Source organism: Vreelandella lionensis (assembly GCF_002087295.1).
In the GTDB taxonomy this organism is placed as follows: domain Bacteria; phylum Pseudomonadota; class Gammaproteobacteria; order Pseudomonadales; family Halomonadaceae; genus Vreelandella; species Vreelandella lionensis.
Window position 1 is genome coordinate 131,526 of sequence record NZ_MWVI01000065.1, and the last position, 22,925, is coordinate 154,450.

The 22,925-nt window shown below is 55.6% G+C and carries 27 protein-coding genes and 3 pseudogenes; 20 read left to right on the plus strand and 10 right to left on the minus strand.

Going from position 1 to position 22,925, the window contains the following annotated elements; translation table 11 throughout:
* Positions 1-3: 3 nt before the first annotated feature.
* Positions 4-1,047 (plus strand): annotated as a pseudogene (locus B4967_RS09325) (proline racemase family protein).
* Between the two features lie 33 nt (positions 1,048-1,080).
* Here the strand turns inward: B4967_RS09325 and B4967_RS09330 are convergent.
* From B4967_RS09330 to B4967_RS09340, 3 genes are all read right to left on the minus strand, one after another.
* Positions 1,081-1,278 (minus strand): DUF1289 domain-containing protein, encoded by a 198-nt coding sequence (locus tag B4967_RS09330; protein ID WP_083024871.1) that lies wholly within the window; start codon positions 1,276-1,278, stop codon positions 1,081-1,083.
* Between the two features lie 76 nt (positions 1,279-1,354).
* Positions 1,355-1,771 (minus strand): alternative ribosome rescue aminoacyl-tRNA hydrolase ArfB, encoded by a 417-nt coding sequence (gene arfB / locus B4967_RS09335; protein ID WP_083024873.1) that lies wholly within the window; start codon positions 1,769-1,771, stop codon positions 1,355-1,357.
* 72 nt (positions 1,772-1,843) lie between these two features.
* Positions 1,844-2,791 (minus strand): D-2-hydroxyacid dehydrogenase family protein, encoded by a 948-nt coding sequence (locus tag B4967_RS09340; RefSeq protein ID WP_083024874.1) that lies wholly within the window; start codon positions 2,789-2,791, stop codon positions 1,844-1,846.
* Between the two features lie 103 nt (positions 2,792-2,894).
* On the opposite strand from B4967_RS09340, the gene B4967_RS09345 reads away from it, so the two are divergent.
* From B4967_RS09345 to B4967_RS09370, 7 genes are all read left to right on the plus strand, one after another.
* Positions 2,895-3,506, plus strand: coding sequence for a flavin reductase family protein (locus tag B4967_RS09345; protein WP_083024876.1), 612 nt, complete (start codon positions 2,895-2,897; stop codon positions 3,504-3,506).
* Between the two features lie 104 nt (positions 3,507-3,610).
* Positions 3,611-4,378 carry an ABC transporter substrate-binding protein gene (locus B4967_RS09350; protein ID WP_279384682.1) on the plus strand — a complete coding sequence of 256 codons (768 nt, stop codon included), beginning with the start codon at positions 3,611-3,613 and terminating at the stop codon, positions 4,376-4,378.
* Between the two features lie 53 nt (positions 4,379-4,431).
* Positions 4,432-4,578 carry a hypothetical protein gene (locus B4967_RS20845; RefSeq protein ID WP_340638728.1) on the plus strand — a complete coding sequence of 49 codons (147 nt, stop codon included), beginning with the start codon at positions 4,432-4,434 and terminating at the stop codon, positions 4,576-4,578.
* A 233-nt stretch (positions 4,579-4,811) separates the two neighbouring features.
* A complete protein-coding gene (locus tag B4967_RS09355) occupies positions 4,812-6,926 on the plus strand; it encodes a methyl-accepting chemotaxis protein (RefSeq protein ID WP_083024877.1) in 2,115 nt (704 codons plus the stop codon).
* Between the two features lie 131 nt (positions 6,927-7,057).
* Positions 7,058-7,684 carry an SDR family oxidoreductase gene (locus B4967_RS09360; RefSeq protein WP_083024879.1) on the plus strand — a complete coding sequence of 209 codons (627 nt, stop codon included), beginning with the start codon at positions 7,058-7,060 and terminating at the stop codon, positions 7,682-7,684.
* Between the two features lie 184 nt (positions 7,685-7,868).
* Positions 7,869-8,438, plus strand: a complete 570-nt coding sequence (locus tag B4967_RS09365; protein ID WP_062372606.1) for a DJ-1/PfpI family protein — start codon at positions 7,869-7,871, stop codon at positions 8,436-8,438.
* 92 nt (positions 8,439-8,530) lie between these two features.
* Positions 8,531-8,923, plus strand: a complete 393-nt coding sequence (locus B4967_RS09370; protein ID WP_083024881.1) for a ribbon-helix-helix domain-containing protein — start codon at positions 8,531-8,533, stop codon at positions 8,921-8,923.
* A gap of 16 nt (positions 8,924-8,939) precedes the next feature.
* Here B4967_RS09370 and B4967_RS09375 read toward each other — a convergent pair whose 3' ends face one another.
* Positions 8,940-9,704: a DUF1499 domain-containing protein gene (locus B4967_RS09375; protein ID WP_083024882.1), complete on the minus strand. Its 765-nt coding sequence runs from the start codon at positions 9,702-9,704 to the stop codon at positions 8,940-8,942.
* 202 nt (positions 9,705-9,906) lie between these two features.
* Between B4967_RS09375 and B4967_RS09380 the strand changes: the two genes are divergently transcribed.
* Complete coding sequence (locus tag B4967_RS09380) at positions 9,907-10,176, plus strand: hypothetical protein (RefSeq protein ID WP_340638729.1); 270 nt, start codon at positions 9,907-9,909, stop codon at positions 10,174-10,176.
* Positions 10,177-10,197: 21 nt separating this feature from the next.
* Here B4967_RS09380 and B4967_RS09385 read toward each other — a convergent pair whose 3' ends face one another.
* Positions 10,198-10,410: a DUF3820 family protein gene (locus B4967_RS09385; protein WP_054641478.1), complete on the minus strand. Its 213-nt coding sequence runs from the start codon at positions 10,408-10,410 to the stop codon at positions 10,198-10,200.
* A gap of 189 nt (positions 10,411-10,599) precedes the next feature.
* Between B4967_RS09385 and B4967_RS09390 the strand changes: the two genes are divergently transcribed.
* Positions 10,600-10,824 carry a helix-turn-helix domain-containing protein gene (locus B4967_RS09390; protein ID WP_083024885.1) on the plus strand — a complete coding sequence of 75 codons (225 nt, stop codon included), beginning with the start codon at positions 10,600-10,602 and terminating at the stop codon, positions 10,822-10,824.
* A 47-nt stretch (positions 10,825-10,871) separates the two neighbouring features.
* Here B4967_RS09390 and B4967_RS09395 read toward each other — a convergent pair whose 3' ends face one another.
* On the minus strand, positions 10,872-11,747 hold the full coding sequence (locus B4967_RS09395) for a LysR family transcriptional regulator (protein ID WP_083024887.1): 876 nt from the start codon (positions 11,745-11,747) through the stop codon (positions 10,872-10,874).
* A gap of 181 nt (positions 11,748-11,928) precedes the next feature.
* On the opposite strand from B4967_RS09395, the gene B4967_RS09400 reads away from it, so the two are divergent.
* Positions 11,929-12,354: a VOC family protein gene (locus tag B4967_RS09400; RefSeq protein WP_062360191.1), complete on the plus strand. Its 426-nt coding sequence runs from the start codon at positions 11,929-11,931 to the stop codon at positions 12,352-12,354.
* 20 nt (positions 12,355-12,374) lie between these two features.
* On the opposite strand, the gene B4967_RS09405 is transcribed toward B4967_RS09400, so the two are convergent.
* Positions 12,375-13,268: an AraC family transcriptional regulator gene (locus B4967_RS09405; protein WP_083024889.1), complete on the minus strand. Its 894-nt coding sequence runs from the start codon at positions 13,266-13,268 to the stop codon at positions 12,375-12,377.
* A 197-nt stretch (positions 13,269-13,465) separates the two neighbouring features.
* Here B4967_RS09405 and B4967_RS09410 point away from each other — a divergent pair, with 197 nt between their 5' ends.
* Together B4967_RS09410 and B4967_RS09415 are read left to right on the plus strand one after the other, a co-directional pair.
* A complete protein-coding gene (locus tag B4967_RS09410; RefSeq protein ID WP_083024891.1) occupies positions 13,466-14,527 on the plus strand; it encodes an NAD(P)-dependent alcohol dehydrogenase in 1,062 nt (353 codons plus the stop codon).
* 228 nt (positions 14,528-14,755) lie between these two features.
* Positions 14,756-16,355, plus strand: a pseudogene (locus B4967_RS09415) (methyl-accepting chemotaxis protein).
* A gap of 82 nt (positions 16,356-16,437) precedes the next feature.
* Here the strand turns inward: B4967_RS09415 and B4967_RS09420 are convergent.
* Positions 16,438-17,205, minus strand: a complete 768-nt coding sequence (locus B4967_RS09420; protein ID WP_083024893.1) for a class I SAM-dependent methyltransferase — start codon at positions 17,203-17,205, stop codon at positions 16,438-16,440.
* A gap of 193 nt (positions 17,206-17,398) precedes the next feature.
* On the opposite strand from B4967_RS09420, the gene B4967_RS20290 reads away from it, so the two are divergent.
* Genes B4967_RS20290 through B4967_RS19215 form a run of 5 tightly spaced genes read left to right on the plus strand, consistent with a single transcriptional unit; the run spans position 17,399 to position 19,739 of the window.
* Positions 17,399-17,920: a formate/nitrite transporter family protein gene (locus B4967_RS20290; protein ID WP_279384683.1), complete on the plus strand. Its 522-nt coding sequence runs from the start codon at positions 17,399-17,401 to the stop codon at positions 17,918-17,920.
* The gene (locus B4967_RS20295) at positions 17,913-18,329 is read left to right on the plus strand and encodes a formate/nitrite transporter family protein (protein WP_279384684.1); all 417 of its coding nucleotides are present in this window, start codon (positions 17,913-17,915) and stop codon (positions 18,327-18,329) included. The genes B4967_RS20290 and B4967_RS20295 overlap by 8 nt, the downstream gene beginning before the upstream one ends.
* A 35-nt stretch (positions 18,330-18,364) precedes the next feature.
* Positions 18,365-19,096: an oxygen-insensitive NADPH nitroreductase gene (gene nfsA, locus B4967_RS09430; RefSeq protein WP_083024895.1), complete on the plus strand. Its 732-nt coding sequence runs from the start codon at positions 18,365-18,367 to the stop codon at positions 19,094-19,096.
* Positions 19,097-19,107: 11 nt separating this feature from the next.
* Entirely contained in the window at positions 19,108-19,530 is a 423-nt protein-coding gene (locus B4967_RS09435; RefSeq protein WP_243470454.1) for a hypothetical protein, read from the plus strand.
* Positions 19,506-19,739 carry a hypothetical protein gene (locus B4967_RS19215; RefSeq protein WP_243470455.1) on the plus strand — a complete coding sequence of 78 codons (234 nt, stop codon included), beginning with the start codon at positions 19,506-19,508 and terminating at the stop codon, positions 19,737-19,739. Before B4967_RS09435 ends, B4967_RS19215 begins: the two co-directional genes overlap by 25 nt.
* A gap of 18 nt (positions 19,740-19,757) precedes the next feature.
* Here the strand turns inward: B4967_RS19215 and B4967_RS09440 are convergent, their stop codons facing one another.
* Positions 19,758-20,687 (minus strand): glycerophosphodiester phosphodiesterase family protein, encoded by a 930-nt coding sequence (locus B4967_RS09440; RefSeq protein WP_083024897.1) that lies wholly within the window; start codon positions 20,685-20,687, stop codon positions 19,758-19,760.
* A gap of 207 nt (positions 20,688-20,894) precedes the next feature.
* Here B4967_RS09440 and B4967_RS09445 point away from each other — a divergent pair, with 207 nt between their 5' ends.
* Together B4967_RS09445 and B4967_RS09450 are read left to right on the plus strand one after the other, a co-directional pair.
* Positions 20,895-21,584, plus strand: coding sequence for a VIT1/CCC1 transporter family protein (locus B4967_RS09445; RefSeq protein WP_083024899.1), 690 nt, complete (start codon positions 20,895-20,897; stop codon positions 21,582-21,584).
* Positions 21,585-21,620: 36 nt separating this feature from the next.
* Positions 21,621-22,019 carry a VOC family protein gene (locus B4967_RS09450; protein WP_083024900.1) on the plus strand — a complete coding sequence of 133 codons (399 nt, stop codon included), beginning with the start codon at positions 21,621-21,623 and terminating at the stop codon, positions 22,017-22,019.
* Here B4967_RS09450 and B4967_RS09455 read toward each other — a convergent pair.
* A pseudogene (locus B4967_RS09455) lies at positions 22,016-22,905 on the minus strand (LysR family transcriptional regulator). The gene B4967_RS09450 and the pseudogene B4967_RS09455 overlap by 4 nt on opposite strands.
* Positions 22,906-22,925 lie beyond the last annotated feature (20 nt).

Consider the following 22,925-nt stretch of genomic DNA (forward strand, 5'->3'; position numbering starts at 1 on the left):
TTTGTGAAGAACCTCCATACGATTCAATTGTTGGACACTCATGCGGGCGGCGATGTCAGCCGTATTGTCACCGGTGGTATTGATGCGCTACGCGGCGCTACGGTTCGTCAGCAGATGGAGTATCTGCGCGACGATGCCGATGGCCTCAGGCGTTTGCTGTTGGAAGAGCCCTATGGCATTCCAGAGATGTCGGTAGACCTGCTGGTTCCTGCCACAGACCCGGAAGCCGTGGCGGGATATATCATTATGGAAGTGATGGGCTACCCGATTTACTCCGGCTCCAACACGCTCTGCACGGCCACTGCCGTTTTGGAAACCGGCATTGTGCCGAAGCAGGAGGGCATCCAGCGCTTTAAGTTGGAAGCGCCTGCGGGGTTGGTGCAAATTGAAGCCCGCGTGCATAAGGGCGTGGTGGAATCGGTCACGTGTGAAGGTCTGCCCAGCTATATCGATACCTATCGGGATACCATCCAAGTACCAGGGATCGGTGACGTGACCTACTCGGTCGCTTATAGCGGCGGCTTTTACGCCCTGGTAGATGCCGAGGCGCTGGGATTCAAGCTGGTGCGAGATGAAGAGCAGGCACTTGCCGCCTGCGCCCATAAAATCGTTGAGGCGATTCAGGCGCAGCGTGGCTTCTCCCACTACACCTTGGGAGATGTGGGCCCGCTGCCGTTTTTGCACTTTATGGGGCCGGAAGAGCAGGTAGCTGAAGGCTATATCCGCTCGCGTTCGACCACCTATGTGCATCCCGGAGTTATCTGCCGCAGCACCACGGGCACTGGCTCCTCTGCACGGCTAGCGCTGATGAACTATGAAGGGCGTTTAAAGCTGGGTGATAAGCTGGAAACGGTATCGCTGCGGGAAACTGGTTTTATCGGCACCTTTACTGGTACTCATCAGGAGGGCGCTTACCAAGTGGTGGAAAACTCCATTACCGGGCGCAGCTAGGTACTGGCGGATTCCAAGATTGTAATTAACTGCGACGACCCGATGGTGGCTTGTGGCGAGCTTCACCATATCCTGAGCGACCGTCACAGCGAGTAATGTTGAGCGAGTAGGTGGTGGAGTGTGGAGTGCTCAATCGGTAGACACACCGCCTACAACATAACCTTCCTGTTCAATGCGCTCCCATACCGCGGCCTTTTCGGCCTCGGTCATTCTACCCCAATAGGCAATTTCATCCAGCGTGCGTCCGCAGCCCTGGCAGACCTCGGTGCTCGGCTTAATTTGGCAAACGTGAATACAAGGCGATAATGGACGAGATGGGATTGGCATGACGGTCACTGTGTCAGGTATCGAGAGGGCACGTATAAAAGAGGGGCACGTATAAAAGAGTAAGGGTAGCTCCCTGCTAACCCACCGGCACTTTACCACGCAGCGACTTAATTTTGCCTTTGCGGGTTTTATGGTCCACCCGACGCCGCTGAGAGCCTTTGGTGGGCTTGGTTGGGCGGCGCGCTTTTGGCTGTTTCGCCACGCTTCGAATCAATACCTGTAGACGGTTCAAAGCGTCCTCTTTATTCAGCTCCAAGGTGCGGTAGCTTTGGGCTTTAATAATCACCACGCCTTGTTTGCTGATGCGCTGGTCGGAGAGTGCCATCAGGCGCTCTTTATAAACCGGCGGCAGCGTTGAGCGCTGAATATCGAAACGCAAATGCACCGCTGAGGCAACTTTGTTGACATTTTGGCCGCCAGCGCCCTGGGCGCGAATTTGGCTAATATCAATTTCCCAGTCCGCCACGCTGACGCTATTGGAAATAGTGAGCATTCAGTTCCTCTGTGTCGCATGTAGCATCTTAGGCTAGCACATTTAACACAGAGGCGACGGCCCGCTGTATGGCTACCCTGCCAAGTTAGTTATCGGCTGGTTGCTGTCAAACGCCAGCACATTGTTAAACGCATCGCGGAAATAGAGTTCATAGCTATCTTTTTCTACATAGCCTAGGTGAGGGGTAGCAATGAGATTAGGCAGTGCTAACAGCGGGTGGTTAATCACGGGTTCTTCGTCAAATACATCCACTGCGGCACGGCCGGGTTGGCCTGCTTTTAAAGCAGCATCAAGCGCGCCTGGAGCGATTAATGGTGCTCGGCTGGTGTTCACTAGCAGGGAGGTTGGTTTCATTAGTGCGAGATGTGCGGCGGTGATAATGCCCCGGGTAGCCTCATTTAAACGCAGATGCAGGCTGAGTACATCCGACTGTGCAAACAGGGCTTCTTGGCTCTCTGCCACCGCCAGGCCAGCCTCTGTAGCACGCTGACGGGTGCCTTCACGGCCCCAGACCAATACCTTCATCTCAAAGGCTTGCCCATAGCGAGCGACTAGGCTGCCAATTTTGCCGTAACCAAATATGCCCAGCGTGCGGCCCCTAAGCCCAGCCCCTAAAGTACGCTGCCAGCGGCCCGCTTTTAGGTTGTCAACCTCCTCGGGAATATGCCGCATTGCCGCCAACACCAGCCCCCAGGTTAACTCGGCAGCAGCATAGGGGGAGCCTTTTCCGGTCATCACCGTCACGCCATGTTGCCGACAGGCACCAAGATCCACATGGGCAGCGCCACCCCCCGTCTGGCTGATCCCTTTTAACTTGGGTAACCTCGCCAATAGCTCAGCTGTAATAGGCGTTCGCTCGCGGATTAGCACTAACGCATCCGCTTCTTTAAAGCGTTCGACCAGCGCATCCAGTTCGCCAACCGTATCGTTATAAATGGTCACCTTATGACCGTTAAGCAGCGCAAATGCGTCAAGGCCTCGCACACAATCCTGATAGTCATCTGGAATGACAATATTCATAGTCCGTTTCCTTGCTGGGCAGCCTAGTTAATGGCAAAACGTAAAGCGAAGTAGAGCGTCACAAAAAAATAGTACCTTCAAATACCGTTCAAAAGGAGCGCCCATGGATGTCCTGTTAGAGAAAGCGCCATTGAGTGCAGGTGTGCTTTACCGTCTGCTATCTGGCAGCGTGTGCCCTCGGCCTATTGCCTGGGTGGCTACCCAAGATAAACGTGGTAACGCCAACCTTGCACCGTTCTCATTTTTCAACGTTGCCAGCATTGATCAGCCTGTTTTGGCATTCTCACCGTTACTGGACGGCAGCGCCCAGCCAAAAGACACGTTGCGTAATTTAAATGAAGTGGAAGAGTGCGTGGTGCATGTGGGCACGGAAGGACTTATTGAGGCGTTAAACACCACCAGCGCGAGCCTGCCCAGAGGCGAGGATGAGTTTGTACTCGCAGGGCTGGAAAAAGCCGCCATGCCGGGCGTGAGCGTACCGCGGATAGCTGCGGCACCGGTGGCGTTTGGTTGCAAACTGGTGGATGTCATTCGGTTTGGTGACCGGCCACTGGCAGGCAGCCTAGTACTGGTGCAGGTAGTCGCGATCCATGCAGATGATTCTGTATGGGATGGTCGTCACGTCAATATGGAAATACTTCAACCAATAGGCCGCTTAGCGGGCAGCGACTACGTGCGCATCACTGACCGGTTTTCCATTGGGCGACCAGCCTAGCCGACGACACGTTTTATTACATTCTGTTTAAGGCTAGCTAGGCTTAAGTCGTATATTCTTCCGCCGATAACAGTAGAAAGCAGCACTACGTAGGGGGAGAATTAATGCGGCGTACAAAAACATGGCTATTGGTAGTTGGGCTGTTAGCAGCGCCACTGGCGCAGGCAGAACTAACGGTGGGCATCGTTGCCCCTTCAAGCGGGGGGGCTGCCCCGTTAGGCATCGGTATGCAGCAGGGAATTGATACCTACTTTGCCAAGATAAACGCTGAAGGTGGCGTCAACGGCAATCAGTTGGCTTTAAAAGCCTATGATGATCAATATGCGCCGCTGCAGGCTGCCAAGCATACCCGTGATCTGGTAAGTGATGAGAACCTACTGGCCGCCGTTGGCAATGTGGGTACGCCCACCGCAGCGGTCACCATTCCTATTTATAACCAAGGGAAAACACTGCTGTTTGGTGCATTCACAGGGGCAGGTATTCTGCGCCGTTCGCCACCGGACCGCTATGTGATCAACTATCGGGCAAGCTACGTACAAGAGACCGCCACCATGGTGGATGGACTGCTTAGCGCAGGTATTCAACCGGAGGAAATTGCCTTTTTTACCCAAAACGATAGTTTTGGGGATGCGGGCTATAACGGCGCGATAAGTGCTATGCAAGCGCGGGGCTTCTCCAATACGGCTAACTTGGTTCATGGCCGCTTTACCCGTGGGACCCGGAATATCCATCAGGGCTTGGCGACTATTCCCAAGCGCCAGTCACACCACGCGCGGTCATCATTGTTGGCACTTTCGGGCCGGCAGCAGATTTTATCCGTGAAGCTCGTCAAGACCTACCTGACACGCTTTTTCTTAACGTCTCGTTTGTAGGTAGCCAGGCGCTGTTAGAGGAGTTGGGTTCACGACGAGCAGAGGGCGTTATTGTGACGCAGGTGGTGCCACCGCTAGATGCTGACCTTCCTGCGGTAGAAGAGTATCGCAAGCGCTGGCAGAGTATGCGCCAAACGCTGCCCCCGACTTTATCTCTCTGGAAGGCTACCTTGCGGCCAAGCTGTTTGTACCCGGTGTAAAAGCCGCGGGTAGTATCCCTGATCGTGAAGCGGCTTGTAGATGGCTTATTAAGCCTTGGCAGTATTGATATAGGCGTTGGGGAGCCGCTCACTCTTGGCCCGAATGACCATCAGGCAAGCGATGCTGCTTGGCCTACGGTTATCCGAAACGGCCAGTTCGAGCCGTTGGATTGGGCCAGCGTAGCTCAGTAACTCTCCTGTTTGCATTCTCTCTGACACGGCGAACTACTCTAATGAAAAAGACCATAAGTATCCGCGCTATGCTGATTAGCCTCTTTGTCGCCGCTGTACTGGGTGCCATTGTGCTAGCAGGAACGGGCTGGATGACCAACCAGCGTTTAATTAACGTTCAGCACTTCATTACCGACGAGGTGCTGCCGCTGCAGGACGCTAGCCGCAGCATGGTGCTTACCATGGGCGCTTTTGGACAGCGGCATGCTGATTTACTGGCGACTGATGATACGCAAGCGTTGGCGGACATCACTCCCCGCAGCGCATTAGAAGAGCGCTATGCTCAGGCTCGAGAGGGGCTTGCGGATATTGAGGAAACCGGTGCCGCTGGGCAGCTGTCTGCTTTGGATAACCACTTCCAGGCGCTGTTGACGGGCGATGAGGCGCTGGAAGGTGTGCGCCGCGATGCGCTGAATCTGCAGGTGCAAATGGCCGAACAGATTGCTCAAATGGAAGCTGCTATTACCAATGTGATGCACAGCGCCGAAGATATTGCTGGCCGCACAGCGCTGGCTCAAGTGCGTGAAGCGCGCATCCAACGTGAGCTAGTAGAAGCTTGGCGGCAGGAGGGAACAACTACACTGCCGACGCGGTTATTAGATGACATCTTTAGCGCGCAGGTGGATGTCGGGCGGCTAAGTAGCAACGCGCGTATGGCGGTTGCCACTCTTTCAGACCTAGGGCGCCAAATGATGCAGGTTGATAGCGTTGATGCGCTGGTTAACCTGCGCAGTAACCAAATTTCTCAGCAAGTCTCGCTAGCGCGCCAATCACTTGCTGCCATCGCCACTGCGCCGGACACCACGTTTGTACAGCGCGAAATGATTAAGCGGCTTGATGCGGTCATCGTCGAGCTGAACGGCCTGATGGTTGAAGATGCCGACTCAGTTTACGCCCTACGCCAGCAGCAGCTGACGTTAGGTGCCCAAGTGCAAGCGGCTCTGGTGAATGTTGCCCAGGCCACCACGCAAATGCGTAATGCGCTCAGTGATATTGAAGCTTACACGGTAGAGAAGGCAGCAAGTGCCAGCGATGAAGCCCAAACCCTGGCTAACGCAGGTCGTACGCTGCTGATTTTGGTAACGTTAGGCGTCATCGTAGTATTGGCCATCTTCGGCTGGCGCACCCTCGTGCGTGTGCTGGGCCCACTAGTGGCCATGCGGCGTCAGATGGAGAACATCAGCGGCGCTGCCGGTGAAAATGCCGACTTATCCATGCGCTTAGCCCTAGAGCGTAATGATGAGGTCGGGCAAGCGGCCCAGGCATTTAACCGCATGATGGATACCTTTGAAGGCATGGTGGCGAGAATTCGTGAAAGCGCCGAAGCCATTGCCGCGAGCAGCCGTCAGATTGCCGCCGGTAATGAAAACCTTTCCCAGCGGACCGATCAGCAGGCGGCATCGCTGGCTGAAACGGCCTCTAGCCTGGAACAGATAACCGCCACGGTAAAACAGACCGCTGACTACGCCGACCAAGCTAAAGGTGCCAGCGGTAGTGTGGATGAGCGAGCGCGTTCAGCGGGCGATGTTGCCAAGCGCACCACTGCTGCCATGAGCGATATCCGGCAGGCGAGCGAAAAGATTACCTCTATTATCAAAGCCATTGATGATATCGCCTTCCAAACGAACCTTCTGGCATTGAACGCTTCGGTAGAAGCCGCCCGGGCAGGAGAGCAGGGGCGTGGTTTCGCGGTGGTTGCCCAGGAAGTACGTAAACTAGCAGGGCGCAGTGCGGAAGAGGCGGCGCAAATTCGCCACCTAGTAGACGACAGCGTGAAAAAAGTGAGTGAAGGCGAACAGCTGGTAAATGCCTCCAGCCACCACTTGCAGGAGATCATCGACAGCCTATCCGAAGTGACTCGCTACGTAACGGAAATTGCCGGAGCGACCAAAGAGCAGTCGGCGGGTATCGACCAGATTAACCAAGCGATCTCGCAGTTGGATCAGGTCACGCACCAAAATGCCCGCTTGGTACAAGAAGCCTCTACCGCTAGCCAGACCTTGGACGATCGCGCAGGCGATATGCACACGCTGGTCAGCCGCTTCCACGTGAGTCACAGCCCTGGACAGCATCAGGCTGCGCTACCTGCGAAGCAGGATACCGCCCGCCTGACCTGATCGAAAGCTTGAACCTTTACCGATAGCTAGCAGCGAACACCGGAAGGAGTTCGCTGTTTTTTTAGTAAGCGGTTGAACTTTAGACGTATTGCCTACACTGATAAGAGAAATGCGACTGACAAAGAGGCAATATGACAACCCTAGTGATTGGTGCCAATGGTCAAATCGGTAAACAGTTTTGCGAGCTAGCTAAGCAGTCTGGCACTCCTATTAAAGCCATGATTCGCAGTGAGGAGCAGGCCGCTTGGTTCCAGGAGCGGGGTATTCAAACCGTGGTGGGCGATCTTGAAGGTGACTTTGAGCACGCCTTTGAGGGCTGTGATCAAGTCGTCTTTACCGCCGGTTCTGGTCCCCATACCGGGCCAGATAAAACGTTGATGATCGATCTATTTGGGGCGATTCGTGCGGCGGACATTGCCAGCCAGCACGGGCTGTCGCGCTATATCATGGTCAGCGCCATTCGGGCGGAAAAACCGCTGGAAGCCCCAGAGAAAATGCGCCCCTATATGGCGGCCAAATTTGCGGCGGATGCTCATATTCGTCATAGCGGTGTCTCCTATGTAATTCTAAAACCAGGCCGCCTCACCGATGATGCGCCGACCCATAAGTTTGCCAGTACCGTCGAAGAAGCGGGGGATAACCAAATCTCTCGGGCCAACGTGGCCTATGCATTGCTACGTGTGGTGCAAACCCCTGGCCTCATCAATCAAGAAGTCACGCTGCTTGATGGCCAGCGGCCTATCGACGCGCTGCTCTAGTGCTCGTTATTTAAGTACTAAGTGCCAAAAGCCCGCTGGTTCTCAGCGGGCTTTTTTGTACTGAGTGAAATGACCTGACGGTGTAGTAAGGGTGTACTACCCGCCTGAGCGCGGCGCTTGCTAGTCTCAATAAACACGTCTATTGCGTGTGCTCCACCTCGACACAATCACAAGGAGAACGGAGATGAGCAGCAAACGTATTTTAATGATTACCGGTGATTTCACAGAAGATTACGAAACCATGGTGCCCTTTCAGGCGCTGATGGCGGTGGGGCACCAAGTCGATGCGGTATGCCCCGGTAAAGCCTCGGGGGATACGGTTGCCACTGCGATCCACGACTTTGAAGGCGACCAGACCTACAGCGAGAAACCCGGGCACCGGTTTGCGCTAAATGCAGATTTCGCCAGCATCAACCCGGCCGATTACGACGCCCTGGTCGTGCCCGGTGGCAGGGCACCTGAGTATCTGCGGCTCAATCAAGAAGTGCTCGCCATGGTGAGGCACTTCTTTGATACCCAAAAACCGGTCGCTGCCATCTGCCATGGCGCCCAGCTGCTGGCCGCTGCCAAGGTGCTGGAGGGCAAACAGTGCTCGGCTTATCCCGCATGCCAGCCGGAAGTCGAGCTCGCTGGCGGGCAGTTCGCCAACTTGGAAGTCACCGATGCCGTTACCGATGGCAATCTTGTGACTGCCCCGGCATGGCCCGCCCATCCAGCTTGGCTGGCGCAGTTTATGGCGCTATTGAACAAGTAAAGCGAAGGAGCGCGCCCGCTTGTTGGGCGCGCATTACATCAACCGCTATGCTGAACTCATACAATGGGCGCAAGTAAGTGCAAGGGGGCGTTATGTGCAAACTGTTTATTGATGCTGACCCAGAGCTATGGCGAAGCGCTACGCACTCGCTGCGCATCGACGGGATGGTGACCAGCGTACGAATGGAGAACTACTTCTGGCGGCTGCTAGAAGAAATAGCCCAGCGCGATGGTATGAACACCGCGCAAATGATCACCCGGCTTTACCATGAGTCGATTGATGCCGGGCACGACTTGGGAAATTTCACGTCGTTTTTGCGCGTATGCGCATTGCGCTACCAAGCCCTACAGCTCAGCGGCGATATACCGCCAAGCGTGACAGTGCCCATCGGCGAGCTGGATGCGCAGAAAATTCTTTCCCGTGAAAGCACGTTGCGTGATATCACTTTGAGTGAGCGCGCGCTGCATAAAAACCACGTTCACTAGTGTCGGTATGTTGCGGTTACTCCAACCGCTCGCGCAGCGCATTTAAAAAGGTCTCGATACGCAGCGCGTTGGTGCCCACATCGCTGGCGCCGAGCCGTGACGCAGAGCGCACATCTACCTGGGTGCTCTGGCCCTGTTCGGTTAAGCGGATCACCACATCATCCTCAAAGCCAAACCAGCGGGTCACGGCGGTGGCTTCCAAACGATCGTGAGTTATCTCGGCAATCTCCCAGCCTGCTGCTTCGACTTCTGCTTGAACGGCAGCGAGCACGGTATTAGCGGGGGCATTCACCACCAGGGGTTGGACGTTAGGGTAGGCTTCCCGTTGTTGCTCGGCGGTGGCATCGCCTGGGTAATCTAACCCGTTGGGTGCTGCTTCGCGCTCTTCGCGCAGCGCAATAAATGCTGGCGGGTTTTGGGTGTCCGTGGTGATGTCATGAATCACCGGGGCCTGCTGGGCGCGCTGCCACTGTTGCCAAGGCATGTAGAGCAGGGCGGCAGTGGCGATTAATACTGCTATGGCGACGAACGCTGTTCCTCCACGCCGAGTGATCGCGCTGATGAGCAGCACTAACACGCTAAGCGCCACCGCTGCTATGGCGGCATAAACGCCGTTACGCAGAAGGTTGAAAGCCTCGCTCAACCCGACCCATTCCCAGCGATAGGCCGGGCCAGCACCCACCATTAATAGTGCCGCTGCCACTAGCGCCAGCACACTGAACCACGTCAGCACCTTGGGCCAGCGGCTTTTATGGCGTTGCTGGTGGAGTTTATCGGCCATGTTTCCCCCTTGCGTTTTTGTGAGCACCGTTTGAAATAACAGACATTGGCCACAGCATAGCCAGCGATATGGTAGCGTGGCTATTTTCTGGCCTGATACCCGAACGTAAGAGTAACCCTGATGAGCCATTCCCATGCCACTTCGCCCTTAGCGGCTCCCATACGCGCACTGTTAACCCACGGCCCCGGCCAGCGCGCTGCCCATGACCTATCAGCAGGTAGCCAACACCCTAGGGCTGACGCCACCGCGTACCATTGCACGGGTGGCCCAAGCGCTTGAACAGTTGATGGAAGAGGATGTAGCCGCCGGGCGGCCAATGATCGCCACGCTGGTCATCAGCCGTCGGGGGGAGGGTTTACCGGCCAGCGGCTTTTTCGAAAAAGCCGTTGCGCTAGGCCGGTTTCCAAACGACCCAGCCCAGCATAGCGCCCGCTATACCGAAGAGCGTGAGCAGGCGCTGCTTGCCCGCTAGTGGGCGCGTGACTCACTTTTGTTAGCGCTGGCGCAGCGGCGTTAACAAATCGCTTAAGCCGTTATGGTCAATTTCATGCATCAGTTGCAGCAGTTGACCAATCTCCCCGTTGGGAAACCCTTCCCGGGCAAACCAGTTCAGGTAAGGGCCCGGCAAGTCCGCAATGATCCAGCCTTCATATTTGCCAAAGGGCATCTTTCGCGTCACCAACGTCTCCAGATCTTCTGGCTTCATGCGTTAATTCCTTTCATTCTCATTTAAGTTTTATTTTATGTTCCTGTTGTCGAGGTTCTTTGTTAGATTTTCGTCTAATTTTTTTACCAAACAGCGCGTAAAGCATCGCCCAGTCGGGCGGTGATACAAGCGCGCACCGCGTAGCGGTGCCAGATTGACTTCGCCTCACTACCCTGATATTTATACAGCATGACAAAGCGTGCCTACAAAGAACGGTTCTACCCCACCTCCGAACAGGCTGAGCTGTTGAGCGACGTGCGTGCCTACACGGCGCAAACGCTGCAGTTGGACGAGCCTATGAACCTGCCTGCCGAGAGCGTTGAGCAGAGCGATGTTCAAGACGAAGCAGAGGCCAATGAACAGCCTAAAGAAGCGTCCGGCACCACGGAAGAAGAGAGCACCACCGAGGCGTAAGCCATGCGTGTGATGTGCTTTCCAACGCCAGCCTCCGGGCTGGCGTTTTAGTGTGTAGCGCTAGCTACTTGCGTCAGCAGGGCGGCCAGTGCCAGAGCCGGTTCACTTAGCTGGCCGCTGGCGCGGTGAACGATGCCGATATCGCGATGGAAGGTGTGCTCTTTCAAATCGATGGCGCGCACTCCGGCAGGCCAGCGCCGGATGGCGCTTGGCTGCGGCACCAGCGCCACCCCCACGCCGTTGGTCACCAGCTGCACGATCGCTTCTAGTTCGTCTACCTCACACACGTCCCGCACTTGGCAGTGGTTATCTCTTAAAAATCGATCAACCTGACGGCCGCCAAACGACGCGCGGTCATAGCGCACAAACGGCTGGCTGGAGAGTAGCTCTCGCCAATCATCACTGGCCATTTGCCGGGGCACCAGTAAGCGAAACGGTTCGTGGGCCAGAGGCTGCCAGCGCAGGTCGCTGTGCAGTGAAAAGGGCGGACGAATGATCACTGCCATATCCAGCTCCCCCGCATCCACCTGATTCATCAGCGCAAGCGAAAGCCCCGGCACTACCCGGGTGCGGCACTCGGAAAACTGGCGGTGAAAGCGCGCCAATACGTTTGGCAAAAGCGAGCGCTGAATGGAAGCAATCGCCCCTAAGGTGACGCGAGTAGCGACCTCCTGCCCAGCGGATGACGCCCCCAAGGTGCCGTACAACGCTAGCAGCGCCTGCGCCTGTTGCAGCGTCTCTTGCCCGCGCTGGGTAAGTACCGCCGTACGGCCGCTGCGCTCGAATAGCTCCACGCCAAGCTCCGCTTCCAAGCGCTTCATCTGCGCGCTCACGGCGGCTTGCGTTAGGCCAATGTGCTGGCCTGCTGCCGCAAAGGTGCCATGCTGAGCCACGGCGATGAGCGTCTTGAGTTCGCGAATCATAGTCTATGCTTTCATCAATAAAAGTTATGAATAGATCAAAAAACAATTGATTTTATTTTTGCATCACGCCTTTTAGGATAGTGACACGGTGGTAGCGCAACGCGCTAGCCATTCACAAATACATTTCCAACGACATTCCCAGCGACATTCCCCAACAACAGCAACACACCAGGAGATTTCCATGAGCCTTTCCCCTTTCCACTTAGCGATTCCGGTGTACGACGTTGCCTTGGCGCGTACTTTTTACAATGACGTGTTTGGTCTGGAAGAGGGCCGCTCCAGCGACCATTGGGTAGACTTCAACTTCTTCGGCCATCAGTTGGTGATTCATGAGCACCCCAAAACGCCCGGCCAAGAGAGCGCCCACACCAACCCGGTGGATGGTCACAACGTGCCGGTACCGCACTTCGGGGTAATTCTTGAGTGGGATGAGTGGGAAGCCCTGGCCGCGCGTCTAAAAGAGCGCGATACCGATTTTATCATTGAGCCTTACATCCGCTTTAAAGGCGAAGTAGGCGAGCAGGCGACCATGTTCCTGCTCGACCCTTGCGGTAATGCGCTAGAGTTCAAAGCCTTCCAAGATAAGAGTCAGATCTTCGCTAAATAAGCTTGGCTCGCCAGGAGCCATCAGGCGCGCAGCGCCTGCTCCTGGCGACGATGCTGCAGCGGCGACTCGCCAAAGTAGCGCTTATAGTCCCGGCTGAACTGTGGCACGCTGCGGTAGCCAACCGCCAGCGCCGCTTGGTTCACATTGTGGCTATCCTGCAACAGCAGCTGCTGCGCTTTAATTAAGCGCAGCCGTTTTAGGTACTGGGCAGGAGAGGCACGGGTAATCTGTTTAAAATGCTGGTGAAAGGTCGAGACGCTCATATTGGCCTGCTGCGCCAACTGTTCCACAGAGAAGTCTTCCGCAAAGTGGGTGTGCAGTTGAGAGAGCACCTGCACAATGCGTGAGTAGTTGCCGTGCCCCTTCACCAGCGCCCTCAGGGCAGGGCCTTGCTCGCCTTTCAGCGCTTCAAACACTACATCGCGTATCCTTGCATCCCCCATTGTGCTGCACTCTACGTCGTCATGCAGCGTGCGCGCCAAGCGCAGGACGGCTGCTTGCATGCCGTCATTCATCGCCACCGAGGCCATCGGCATGGGCGCTGTTTGCGGCTGGTGTATATCCCCCATGGCGGTGACCATCTCGTTAAGCAGCGCAGGGTCGAACTTGACGGAAACCCCGAGAAGCGGTGCCTCTGGCGAGCCGTGGGTTTCACACTCAAAGGGCAGCGGCAGTGTTTGCACCAGATAGTGCCCCGGGTTGTAGTGAATCTCGCGGTCGCCCAGGTAACCCACTTTGCGCCCTTGGGCGATGATGATGAGGCTTGGCTCGTACATTAGCGGCGTACGCACCTGGTGTCTGCCCAGGCAGAGTAGGCTGACACGTTCCAAGCGAGAAGCGCTTGGGCCATCGCCCTTCACGAGCGGGATAATCAGGTCGGCAAGGGCATTGCCGACATGCGCGGTACTGGCCACTGGGCTCTCCTTACGCGAGATGATTCTTATCGGTTACGAGAATTATGACGTTTTTCTGACTATTTTTGTTATTTTATTGCACATGAATAGAGAAATAAGCAAAAAAAACGTAGCTTCGTTCATCGCTATCTCCCGCTAAGCAGCCAATAATAGAAACACCTTTCCGCAACTGCGGGATGCATTAAAAAGGAGTTTTCATGGGCCAAGCAAAATCTTACGCCGCGTTTTCCGCTGAAAAGCCGCTCGCGCCGTTTACCTTTGATCGTCGTGAGCCGCGCCCCGACGATGTTGCCATTGAAATCCTTTACTGTGGCGTGTGCCACAGCGACCTGCACTTTGCTCGCAACGACTGGGGCATGAGCCAGTACCCCGTGGTGCCGGGCCACGAAATTGTTGGCCGCGTCACTGCCGTGGGCAGCGACGTGAGCCGTTTTAAAGCCGGTGATTTAGTCGGTGTTGGCTGCATGGTTGACTCCTGCCGTACCTGTTCCGCCTGTAAAGATGGCGTAGAGCAGTATTGCCTGGAAGGCTTCACCATGACTTACGGCAGCCCGGACCGCCAAGACGGCATCCTGACCCAGGGCGGCTACTCTGATTCCATCGTGGTGAGCGAGCACTTTGTTCTGCAAATGCCTGACGGCATTGATCTTGCATCCGCCGCGCCGATCCTGTGTGCCGGTATCACCACCTACTCGCCGCTGAAGCATCACGGCGTGGGTAAAGGCCATAAAGTGGGCATTATTGGTATGGGCGGCCTGGGTCACATGGGCGTCAAACTGGCCAAAGCGCTGGGTGCCGAAGTGACCGTGTTCACCCGCTCTGAAGCCAAGGTAGAAGAAGCCAAGCGTAACGGTGCTGACCATGTAGTGGTCTCAAGCGATCAGGCGCAGATGGATGCCGTCGCTGAAACCTTCGATTTCATGCTCGACACCGTTCCGGTTCAGCACGACTTGAACCCCTACCTGACATCGCTGAAGTACGATGGCACGCACATTCTGGTCGGGCTGCTGGAGCCTATCGAACCGGCCATCGAAGCGTTCAATCTCGTGTTCAAGCGTCGCGTAGTGGCGGGTTCTTTGATCGGCGGTATTGCTGAAACTGAAGAGCTGCTCAAGCTGTGCGCCGAACAGAACATCACCTGCGATATTGAAATGCTCGATATCAACAAGATTAACGAAGGTTTTGAGCGCATGGAAAAAGGCGACGTGCGCTACCGCTTCGTGATCGATATGGCGACCCTGAAAGACACCGCTGCCTAATTTCTGCAGCTGTGAATAGAGCCCACCGCTTAACGGCGGTGGGCTTTTTTGTTTTTCCGTTATTGATAAACTGTTGGTATAAAAAAGTCGCATACGCGCCGTATTTCACTTCATTTTGCTCTACTCTTTTGAAATGTGGGCAATATCTAATAAAACAAAGGGAACGCACCAATGAAGCAACTATCCATAAAATGGAGCTTGACGGCTGCCTTAGCATTGTTGGTTGTGATGATAGGTCTTATTAGTGGGCTGGGGTTTTATGCCAGCTACACTAGCGACCAAGCGCTTAAAGAGATCAACAACACCAACGTGCGATTGGCGAATTTGGCAAACCGTACCCAGGTGAATGCGCTAAGGGCGCAAACCTTTTTAGATCGCTCGGCAAGCCTGAGTATGCAGGGGAATCCGGATAAAGGGCGGGAAAGCTTAGCGATGGCGGGTGAGGCCGTTGTGGCTGCTCAAGAACGGTTTGAAGAGTTTTCGGCGATCCCCGTGGTGCCTGAAAGTACTCTTGCTAATTACCGTGCTGAGGTAGTGGCTGCCTATCACGCCTTTGTTACCGAAGGCATGGTTCCCTTGCTAGACGCAGCACCGTTCCAGATACAGCGTCGCCAGGAAGCGCTGGGTGAGTTGGGCGCTAATCTTGATATGTCCATGAGCGAATTGGTGGCCTACACCGAAGCTCGTGGTCAGCAGGTGATGCAGCGGGTAGGGCGCTTAGCGACTATCGGCGGAGCTATTGCCATCGGCCTGTTGCTGTTCTCTTTAATCGCGGCGGTGGGGATTCGTGTTGCAATGATGCGTGGCGTCGTCACTCCGATTCAACATGCCTTAGGCCACTTTGCAAAGATTGCTGATGGTGACTTAACCGGGCAAATTGAAGACCGAGGCCGTAATGAGATTGGCCAGCTTTTTCTAGGGCTTTCGGCGATGCAGGACAAACTGAAAACCTTGGTGATGTCGCTGCGCAGTAGCAGTGAGCACGTCTACAGTGGGGCGAGTGATATCTCATCGGGAAGCCAAGACCTCTCTTCGCGTACCGAGCAGCAGGCCTCGGCGCTGCAGCAGACCGCCTCCAGCATGGAGGAAATGGCGACTACCGTGGGTAAAAATGCCGAGATAGCCCAGGAGGCCGACCAACTCTCGGTGGCGGCTTCCCAGTCCGCAGAGGCCAGCGGCGAAGAGGTAGAGCGAACCGTGAAGCTGATGCGTGAGATTGCCGCTAGCGCTGATAGGGTCAACGATATTATCGGAGTGATTGACTCGATTGCCTTCCAAACCAATATCTTGGCGTTGAACGCCTCGGTTGAAGCCGCGCGGGCAGGTGAGCAGGGTCGCGGGTTTGCGGTGGTGGCCAGTGAGGTGCGTTCACTGGCAACGCGCAGTGCGGAATCGGCCAAAGAGATTCGTGGCCTGATTGAGCAAACTACTACGCAAATCAACAGCGGGTGCCACCCAGGCGGAGCGGAGTGGAGAAACGCTTAACCAAACCGTCGACGCCATTCGCCAAGTCACCACGCTGATGGGTGAAATCTCCACCGCCACCCGCGAGCAGAATAGCGGCATCGAGCAGATCAACGCCGCGCTGACAGAAATGGACTCGGTGACGCAGCAGAACGCTGCGCTAGTACAGCAAACCAGCTCAGCAGCTAACGCGTTGGAGGGGCAGGCGAGCCAGCTGGCGACGTTGATGGCCACCTTCCGGTTGGCGGAAGGCAGCGAGCAACCCGCAGCCCCGCCTGCGTTAGAGGCGCAACAGCGTCGCCCGGCTGTCAAACCTGCTGCCCCGCAAACGGTGAATAGTAACGACGACTGGGACGAGTTTTAACCCGCCACGCTCACTACAACATCTGGGGCGGCTTACTAGCTGCCCCAGATGTGATTAAAGAGAGAGGTTAAGAAGGGCCAGATTAAGTGTGGGCAACCACCCGGATGCGCACATAATCCGCTGTCCAGTTACCTTGGCCGTCGCTTAGGCTGTGGGCCAACAGATTCAGCGTGTTATCGAAAATAGCGTCTTTCAGATCATCTTCCAGCCCGTGGAAGAAGGGGCTGGCAAACGTCTCTAGCCAGCTCGCCATGCCATCAGGCAGCGGCGTTGGGCGGGGGATGAGTTCAATGCTATCCACACGGAAGCCAACCGTTTGAAGCAGGTTGCCATACTCCTTGGTGGTTGGAAAATACCAAGGGTGGCGGCCTTTAGAGCTAATGCCGCGAAACTGCAGCGAGGCAATGAGCGCAGTGCAAATGGCGGCCACGTTGCCATGGCCGCCAAATTCCGCTACGAAACGCCCGCCGGGCTTCAGTGCCCGTTTTACTCCGGCCAGCACTGCTTGAGGGTCCAGCATCCAGTGCAGTGCTGCATTGCTAAATACCGCATCGAACTCATGGTCAAAGGGCAACTGGTGGCCGTCAATGATTCGTGCCGTTACGCCACGTTTTTGGGCGGCGGCCACCATATCAGCAGAGGCATCGATACCCAGTACATCGGCACCTAGCTGCATAATGCGCTCAGTTAATGCACCTTCGCCGCAGCCAAGATCCAGAATGCGCTGCCCTGGCTGGGGCGAGAGCAGCTTGACCACGTCATGGCCAAGATCAGGAACAAAGCTGGCATGTTCCGCGTACCGGTCGGCATTCCATGCCTGACCTGACGGGGAGTGAGAGGCGTTTGACATATCGGCTTCCTAGCATCGTTATTGGGCTCAGTGGGTTATTAGCAGTATAGCGAGCGTTCACTTTCACGCGTGCAACATCACGTAAAAATTCTTTAACCACCGTACGTTAACAACTCAGTGTTAACCACATTGACCGTCTACCCAAGTGTAGACAATACGGTTACGCTGATGACTTATCAGGGAGAGAGCAACCATGAGCCAGCATCATCAAGCGGATGATAATTTTGAAGGTGGGGAAGAGCACGGCGAAGAGAGTTCGCAGCGTGATACCTCGGTACAGGACGCCAGTTCCCCCAAAGAGGAGCGTGAAGCTAAGCTGCCTTCCAGGGCGGCGGTAGTTCATCAGCACCTACGCTTAGAAGGGCAAAAAGAACTCTCCCGCGATTCCATGGCGCTGCTCTGGTCGGCCATTGCAGCCGGTATTTCCATGAGCTTCTCAATGGTGGCGCGGGGTGTTATGCATGCCCACTTGCCGGAAACGGATATTGGCTTTTTGGTGGAGTGTATTGGTTATACCGTCGGTTTTATCGCTGTCATTTTAGCCCGGCAGCAGCTATTTACCGAAAATACGGTCACCGCCGTTTTACCCGTAATGAGCCACCCAACGCTGCCCAATGTTGGCGCTCTGGGTCGGCTGTGGGGGGTGGTACTGGTAGGTAACCTGCTTGGGCGCTGCGCTCTCCTCATTTACCTTTCTGCATATGCCGATGTTTGATGAGGCTACCCATCAAGCCTTTATTGCCTTAGGTGAACACATGATGGCGAACACGCCAATGGAAATGTTCTCTAAGGGGATTCTTGCTGGCTGGATGATTGCGACGCTGGTGTGGCTGATTCCCGCCGCCGATCAGGCGAAGGTATGGATCATTATTATCGTCACCTATGTCATGGCGATTGGTGAGTTTACCCACATCATCGTCGGCACCAGTGAAGCGCTGTATCTGGTGTTCGATGGTCATATTTCTTGGTACGACGCGGTGGTGGGCTTTGCGCTGCCTACGCTGGCCGGTAACGTGATTGGCGGTACGTTTATTTTTGCGCTGATCAGTCATGCGCAGATTCGTGGCGACGTTGAGGCCCAGCGAGAGTGTAAGCAAGGCCTGTTTTATCGTCGCAAACGCTAACCCGCTTATCGAAAAGCACTGAAGAGGAAAATGTTATGAATGACGTGATTAAGCTACTGAATTCCCACCGTTCGATTCGTAAATTCACTGATCAAGAGATCCCCCACGGCCTGCTGTTAGAGCTGATTAAAGCAGGGCAGGCCGCTGCCACGTCTAGCCATGTACAGGCGTACACGGTGATTCATGTGAAAGATCCGGATAACCGTGAAGCCATTGCCGAGCTGGCAGGCGGGCAGGGCTATGTCGCTAGCAGTGCGGCGTTTCTAGTCTTCTGTGCCGATATGAAGCGCCCAACAGAAGCTTCCGCCCGCACGGGCGCCAACGTTGAGCGCGGTATGACGGAACAGCTGCTTGTCGCCACGGTGGATACCGCGCTCATGGCACAAAATGTGGCCGTAGCTGCCGAATCGGAAGGGCTGGGTATTTGCTATATCGGCGGCATTCGTAACAACCCAGATGCGGTGAGCGAACTACTGCGTCTGCCCGCTCATGTTTACCCAGTGTTTGGTATGTGCCTTGGGTACCCCGTCCACCAGCCAGAGGTGAAGCCGCGACTGCCCGTTGAAGCGATTCTTAAAGAGGACTACTACACTGATGATAGTGACCATGTAGCCGCCTTTGACGACACCATGCAGGCGTACTATCAATCTCGTAGTAGCGGCAATAAAAATAGTGATTGGTCGCACAACCTAACCCCTCTGTTTGATAGCAAGCTGCGCCCCCATATGCGTGATTTCTTGGTGAAACGCGGCTTTACCATGAAATAAGGAGTCATCCTATGTCCCTTCAGCGTGCCTACGTTCTACTGGCCGGGCTTTATAGCCTGCTACCTGTGATAGGTATCGTGGCCGTGTTTTCCGGCGGCGGAACGCCTCTTGCCATGGCATACCTCTTTTTTGGTGCGTTGGGCGTGGTCGGGCTGTGGGGGTATGTTTTAAAGCGCAGTGTCATGAGTCAGCGTATGTGGCGGCCGCTGGCAGGGGTGTTTGTGGTGGGCAGCGTGGTACAGCTAGTCATTATGCTGACCATGCCTGTTTCTGGTGTTTTACTGACTTGGATGCTACCAGCAGTATCTTCGCCATGCTACTGGCGGTGCTGCTTTACCATTATTGCAACCGCGACCAGCCGCTGTGGGCGACTGATGAAGAGCGTTCTACCGCGCAAAGGCTTGCAACAATGCTCGAGACTAAAGCGACGGTGACCGCCGTGCACCGAGAGCTTGGCCATGAAAATAGCGTTAATGTGGCTAAGGTAGGCAGTGCCTACCACGCTCGGATAACGCGCCGCTCAGAGAGTGGGCAGGAAACCTTTGAAAGGCGCTTTCGGCATCCTGAAACCCTGGTGTTTTTTGTAGAGAAATTCGCCAGCGTGACACCGCAGGAGTTCACCTCCTCCGGTGCGACCTCCTAAAGGCGTCAATGCGGGTGATTAGTCTACTAACTCAAGCAGGCGGTCGGGGTAGTCGGTAAACAGGCCGTTCGCCCCCAGCGCCATTAAACGCTGCATCTCATCTGGTTCATTGATGGTGTAAACGTGTACCGGCAGGCCATTAGCTTGGGCTTGGCGAATAAAGGCCGCATCAATCACTTCGTTGCCCTGATAGATCGCGTTGGTGCCAATCCCTGCTGCATACTCGGCAATGGCCTGAAAGTCAGCGTCGTTAATCTCACTTGGCCCTGGAGTAGTGTTTTGCCACTCCACCAGCTGTTCGCTGTTTTGCTCGCTAGGTGAGTACCACAGCAGCTGAATTAACGGCAGGTTAGGGTTGAGCGCCTGTAGTTTGAGCAGGCTTTGCTGGTCAAACGACTGCACCAATACTCGGCCTTCATTAATCATATCGTAGGCTTCAAGACGCTCCACCAATGCCTCTTCCAAGCCAGGGTTGAGGTCAGGGGATTTTGTTTCGATGTAATAACGCGTCGTTTGACCAAAGTGGTCGAACAGCTCGTTAAGCGTCAGGATCTGCGTGCCGGAAAAATCCGTATCTGCATACTCGGGATTCGCTTCGTGAAACCACGAGCCGGTATCCAGCGCTTTTAACTCAGCCAGGGTGTAATCATGGATATGGCCTTCGCCATCGCTGGTGCGTTCAAGGGTGCCATCGTGGAAGATCACCACCTCGCCATCAGCGCTTAGCTGAGCATCCAGCTCCAGATAATCCACGCCCCACTCATGGGCCAGCTCGTAGGCCGCTAATGTGCTTTCCGGCGCATGCCCGCTTGCTCCGCGATGGGCTATCACTTGGAAATTTTTCAAGTCGTTAAGCTGCTGAGTAAGCGGTGTATCGCTCGCCGCTACGGCAGTGGTAGACGAAGCCGCTAATAGCGTTAGCGTCGTTATCAATGAATAGCGCAACATAATTACACCTTGATAGATAAAGCCATGTAAGACCTTACCTGCCTAACATGACAAACGCACGCTCTACTGAACCACTCTGAATTGCACCGTGAGCCTCATAGGACGCTTGTTCGGATCATTAGCTGGGCTTCGTTATAGCTAGTGCCCGGGGGCAAGACTTCACCTAATATCAACTAAGCTGAACCCAGGTCCTCAAGAGGTTGCTCCATGAACCACAAAGAACACCACCGCTCTCATCGTGCTGGCTGGCTACGGGCAGCGGTGATGGGCGCTAACGATGGCATTGTCTCTACCAGCAGTCTGATTCTTGGGGTAGCAGCAGCCTCTACCACGCAAAGCGATATTGTATTGGCGGGTGTGGCGGGGTTGGTAGCAGGGGCCATGTCGATGGCGGCGGGGGAGTACGTTTCGGTCAGCTCGCAATCAGACACCGAGCGTGCCGATTTAACAATGGAGCGTAACGCCCTTGCCGATCATTTTGAGGCCGAGCAAGAGGAGCTGACAGAGATCTATGTTGAGCGAGGATTAACGCCTGAACTCGCCAGTCAAGTGGCTGAGCAACTGATGCAAAAAGACGCGCTGGGAGCCCATGCTCGGGATGAAATTGGCATCACCGATACCACTCAACCGAGGCCTCTGCAAGCGGCGCTCTATTCAGCCGCTACATTTGCCGCTGGCGCATTAATTCCCCTTTTGATAGCTTGGTGGGTACCGCTGGTACTGCTGATTCCGTTGGTCGCCGTGGCATCGCTCGCTTTGTTGGCTTTGTTAGGGGCGCTAGCAGCCAAAATAGGCGGTGCCCCGGTACGTAAAGCCGCCTTTCGCGTGCTGTTTTGGGGGGCATTGGCGATGGCACTGACCTCTCTCATCGGGCGTTTGTTTGGCGTTGTGGCGTAGCTTCAATCGATATAAGCATCCAAAAGGAGACATAACATGCTGGCGTATACAATGGTGGGAACCAAAGATCTAGAGCGTGCCCTGCAGTTCTACACGCCGCTGTTCAATGCCATGGGGTTGGATATTTGCTGGCAGGATGACAGCTGCGTCTCGTTTGGTGACCCGGACGATGTCAACGTGCCCCAATACTTCGTGGGCTACCCCTTCGATGGCCACGACGCCACCGTGGGCAACGGCACCATGACCGCCTTTCAGTTCACCGACATCAAAGAGGTCGACACGCTGCATCACCTCGCCCTGGAAAGCGGCGGAAGCGACGAAGGCGCACCGGGCTTTCGGCCGCAGTACGGGGAAGGCTTTTATGCTGCCTACGTCCGCGACCCGGATGGCAACAAGTTGGCGTTTGTGGTGTACCCACACCGAGTAGGGCTTTAACCTTCCAATTCCTTGCGTAACCAATCAGCCATTGATTCGCTGCGGCGGGCGTTAGTGTGTTTTGGCAGCCATAGGCAGAGCTGTGCCGGGGTTTCGATGCTGCCCCAAGGGGCGACAAGCCGTCCGCTTTTCAGATCATCTTCTACGAGTAGCTTCGGGGCGATGGCGACCCCTAGGCCCGCAAGGCAGCTTCTATGAGGTAGTAAAGATGCGCAAAGCCTTGGCCCTGTTGGAGGGCTGTTTTCAATGCGGTGGTTTCCAGCCCTTGGGCGTCTGCCCACTGGGGCCACGCTTGGGGGCGTGAGGCGGTATAAAGGAGCTTGTTGGTAAACAGCGATGCGGGATGAGATGCATGGCACGCATCCACCAAGCGTGGGCTGGTCACGGCGCAAATTTCCTCAGGCATCAGCTCAATCAGCTCGCCCTCGTCAGGCCACGGTGGCTCGAAAAAGGCCAGCGTTGCGCTGGTCTCCGGCTGGCCGGGCTGCTCGGAATCGCTCACCACCACCTGAAGTTTTAGCTCCGGCAGCGCCTGGTTTAAGCGGTCTAAACGGGGAATCAGCCAGCGGGCCAGCAGGCTGCCGGGGCAGGCCAGGGTAAACGGCGCTTCTTCCACCTCATGCTTGAGCCGGGTGCAACTATCCCTGAGTTTCGCAAAGGCTTCCCCCACGCCGCTTTGCAACCGTTCACCGTGGTGAGTGAGCACTAGCCCCCGCCCAGCTTTGGTGAATAGCGCCACGCCAAAATGCTCATCCAAGCTCTTAAGCTGGCGGCTTACCGCGCCGTGGGTCACGCTTAGCTCATCGGCGGCGGCGGTCACGCTGCCTAGCCGGGCGGTGGCTTCAAAGGCGCGCAGGGCGCTTAAGGGCGGCAGGCTGTGTTGCATGGATGTCTCTTTCAATAGTT

Coding starts and splice junctions, on each gene's coding strand:
- B4967_RS09395 (WP_083024887.1), bottom strand. CDS start 11,747: ATGATTCGCGAACTCAAGACGCTCATCGCCGTGGCTCAGCATGGCACC.
- B4967_RS09385 (WP_054641478.1), bottom strand. CDS start 10,410: ATGAAGCCAGAAGATCTGGAGACGTTGGTGACGCGAAAGATGCCCTTT.
- B4967_RS09410 (WP_083024891.1), top strand. CDS start 13,466: ATGGGCCAAGCAAAATCTTACGCCGCGTTTTCCGCTGAAAAGCCGCTC.
- B4967_RS09440 (WP_083024897.1), bottom strand. CDS start 20,687: ATGTTGCGCTATTCATTGATAACGACGCTAACGCTATTAGCGGCTTCG.
- B4967_RS09355 (WP_083024877.1), top strand. CDS start 4,812: ATGAAAAAGACCATAAGTATCCGCGCTATGCTGATTAGCCTCTTTGTC.
- B4967_RS09445 (WP_083024899.1), top strand. CDS start 20,895: ATGAACCACAAAGAACACCACCGCTCTCATCGTGCTGGCTGGCTACGG.
- B4967_RS09450 (WP_083024900.1), top strand. CDS start 21,621: ATGCTGGCGTATACAATGGTGGGAACCAAAGATCTAGAGCGTGCCCTG.
- B4967_RS09390 (WP_083024885.1), top strand. CDS start 10,600: ATGACAAAGCGTGCCTACAAAGAACGGTTCTACCCCACCTCCGAACAG.
- B4967_RS09365 (WP_062372606.1), top strand. CDS start 7,869: ATGAGCAGCAAACGTATTTTAATGATTACCGGTGATTTCACAGAAGAT.
- B4967_RS09340 (WP_083024874.1), bottom strand. CDS start 2,791: ATGAATATTGTCATTCCAGATGACTATCAGGATTGTGTGCGAGGCCTT.
- B4967_RS09345 (WP_083024876.1), top strand. CDS start 2,895: ATGGATGTCCTGTTAGAGAAAGCGCCATTGAGTGCAGGTGTGCTTTAC.
- B4967_RS09420 (WP_083024893.1), bottom strand. CDS start 17,205: ATGTCAAACGCCTCTCACTCCCCGTCAGGTCAGGCATGGAATGCCGAC.
- B4967_RS09400 (WP_062360191.1), top strand. CDS start 11,929: ATGAGCCTTTCCCCTTTCCACTTAGCGATTCCGGTGTACGACGTTGCC.
- B4967_RS09435 (WP_243470454.1), top strand. CDS start 19,108: ATGTCCCTTCAGCGTGCCTACGTTCTACTGGCCGGGCTTTATAGCCTG.
- B4967_RS09360 (WP_083024879.1), top strand. CDS start 7,058: ATGACAACCCTAGTGATTGGTGCCAATGGTCAAATCGGTAAACAGTTT.
- B4967_RS09375 (WP_083024882.1), bottom strand. CDS start 9,704: ATGGCCGATAAACTCCACCAGCAACGCCATAAAAGCCGCTGGCCCAAG.
- B4967_RS19215 (WP_243470455.1), top strand. CDS start 19,506: ATGCTCGAGACTAAAGCGACGGTGACCGCCGTGCACCGAGAGCTTGGC.
- nfsA (WP_083024895.1), top strand. CDS start 18,365: ATGAATGACGTGATTAAGCTACTGAATTCCCACCGTTCGATTCGTAAA.
- B4967_RS09380 (WP_340638729.1), top strand. CDS start 9,907: ATGACCTATCAGCAGGTAGCCAACACCCTAGGGCTGACGCCACCGCGT.
- B4967_RS20295 (WP_279384684.1), top strand. CDS start 17,913: ATGTTTGATGAGGCTACCCATCAAGCCTTTATTGCCTTAGGTGAACAC.
- B4967_RS09350 (WP_279384682.1), top strand. CDS start 3,611: ATGCGGCGTACAAAAACATGGCTATTGGTAGTTGGGCTGTTAGCAGCG.
- arfB (WP_083024873.1), bottom strand. CDS start 1,771: ATGCTCACTATTTCCAATAGCGTCAGCGTGGCGGACTGGGAAATTGAT.
- B4967_RS20290 (WP_279384683.1), top strand. CDS start 17,399: ATGAGCCAGCATCATCAAGCGGATGATAATTTTGAAGGTGGGGAAGAG.
- B4967_RS09330 (WP_083024871.1), bottom strand. CDS start 1,278: ATGCCAATCCCATCTCGTCCATTATCGCCTTGTATTCACGTTTGCCAA.
- B4967_RS09370 (WP_083024881.1), top strand. CDS start 8,531: ATGTGCAAACTGTTTATTGATGCTGACCCAGAGCTATGGCGAAGCGCT.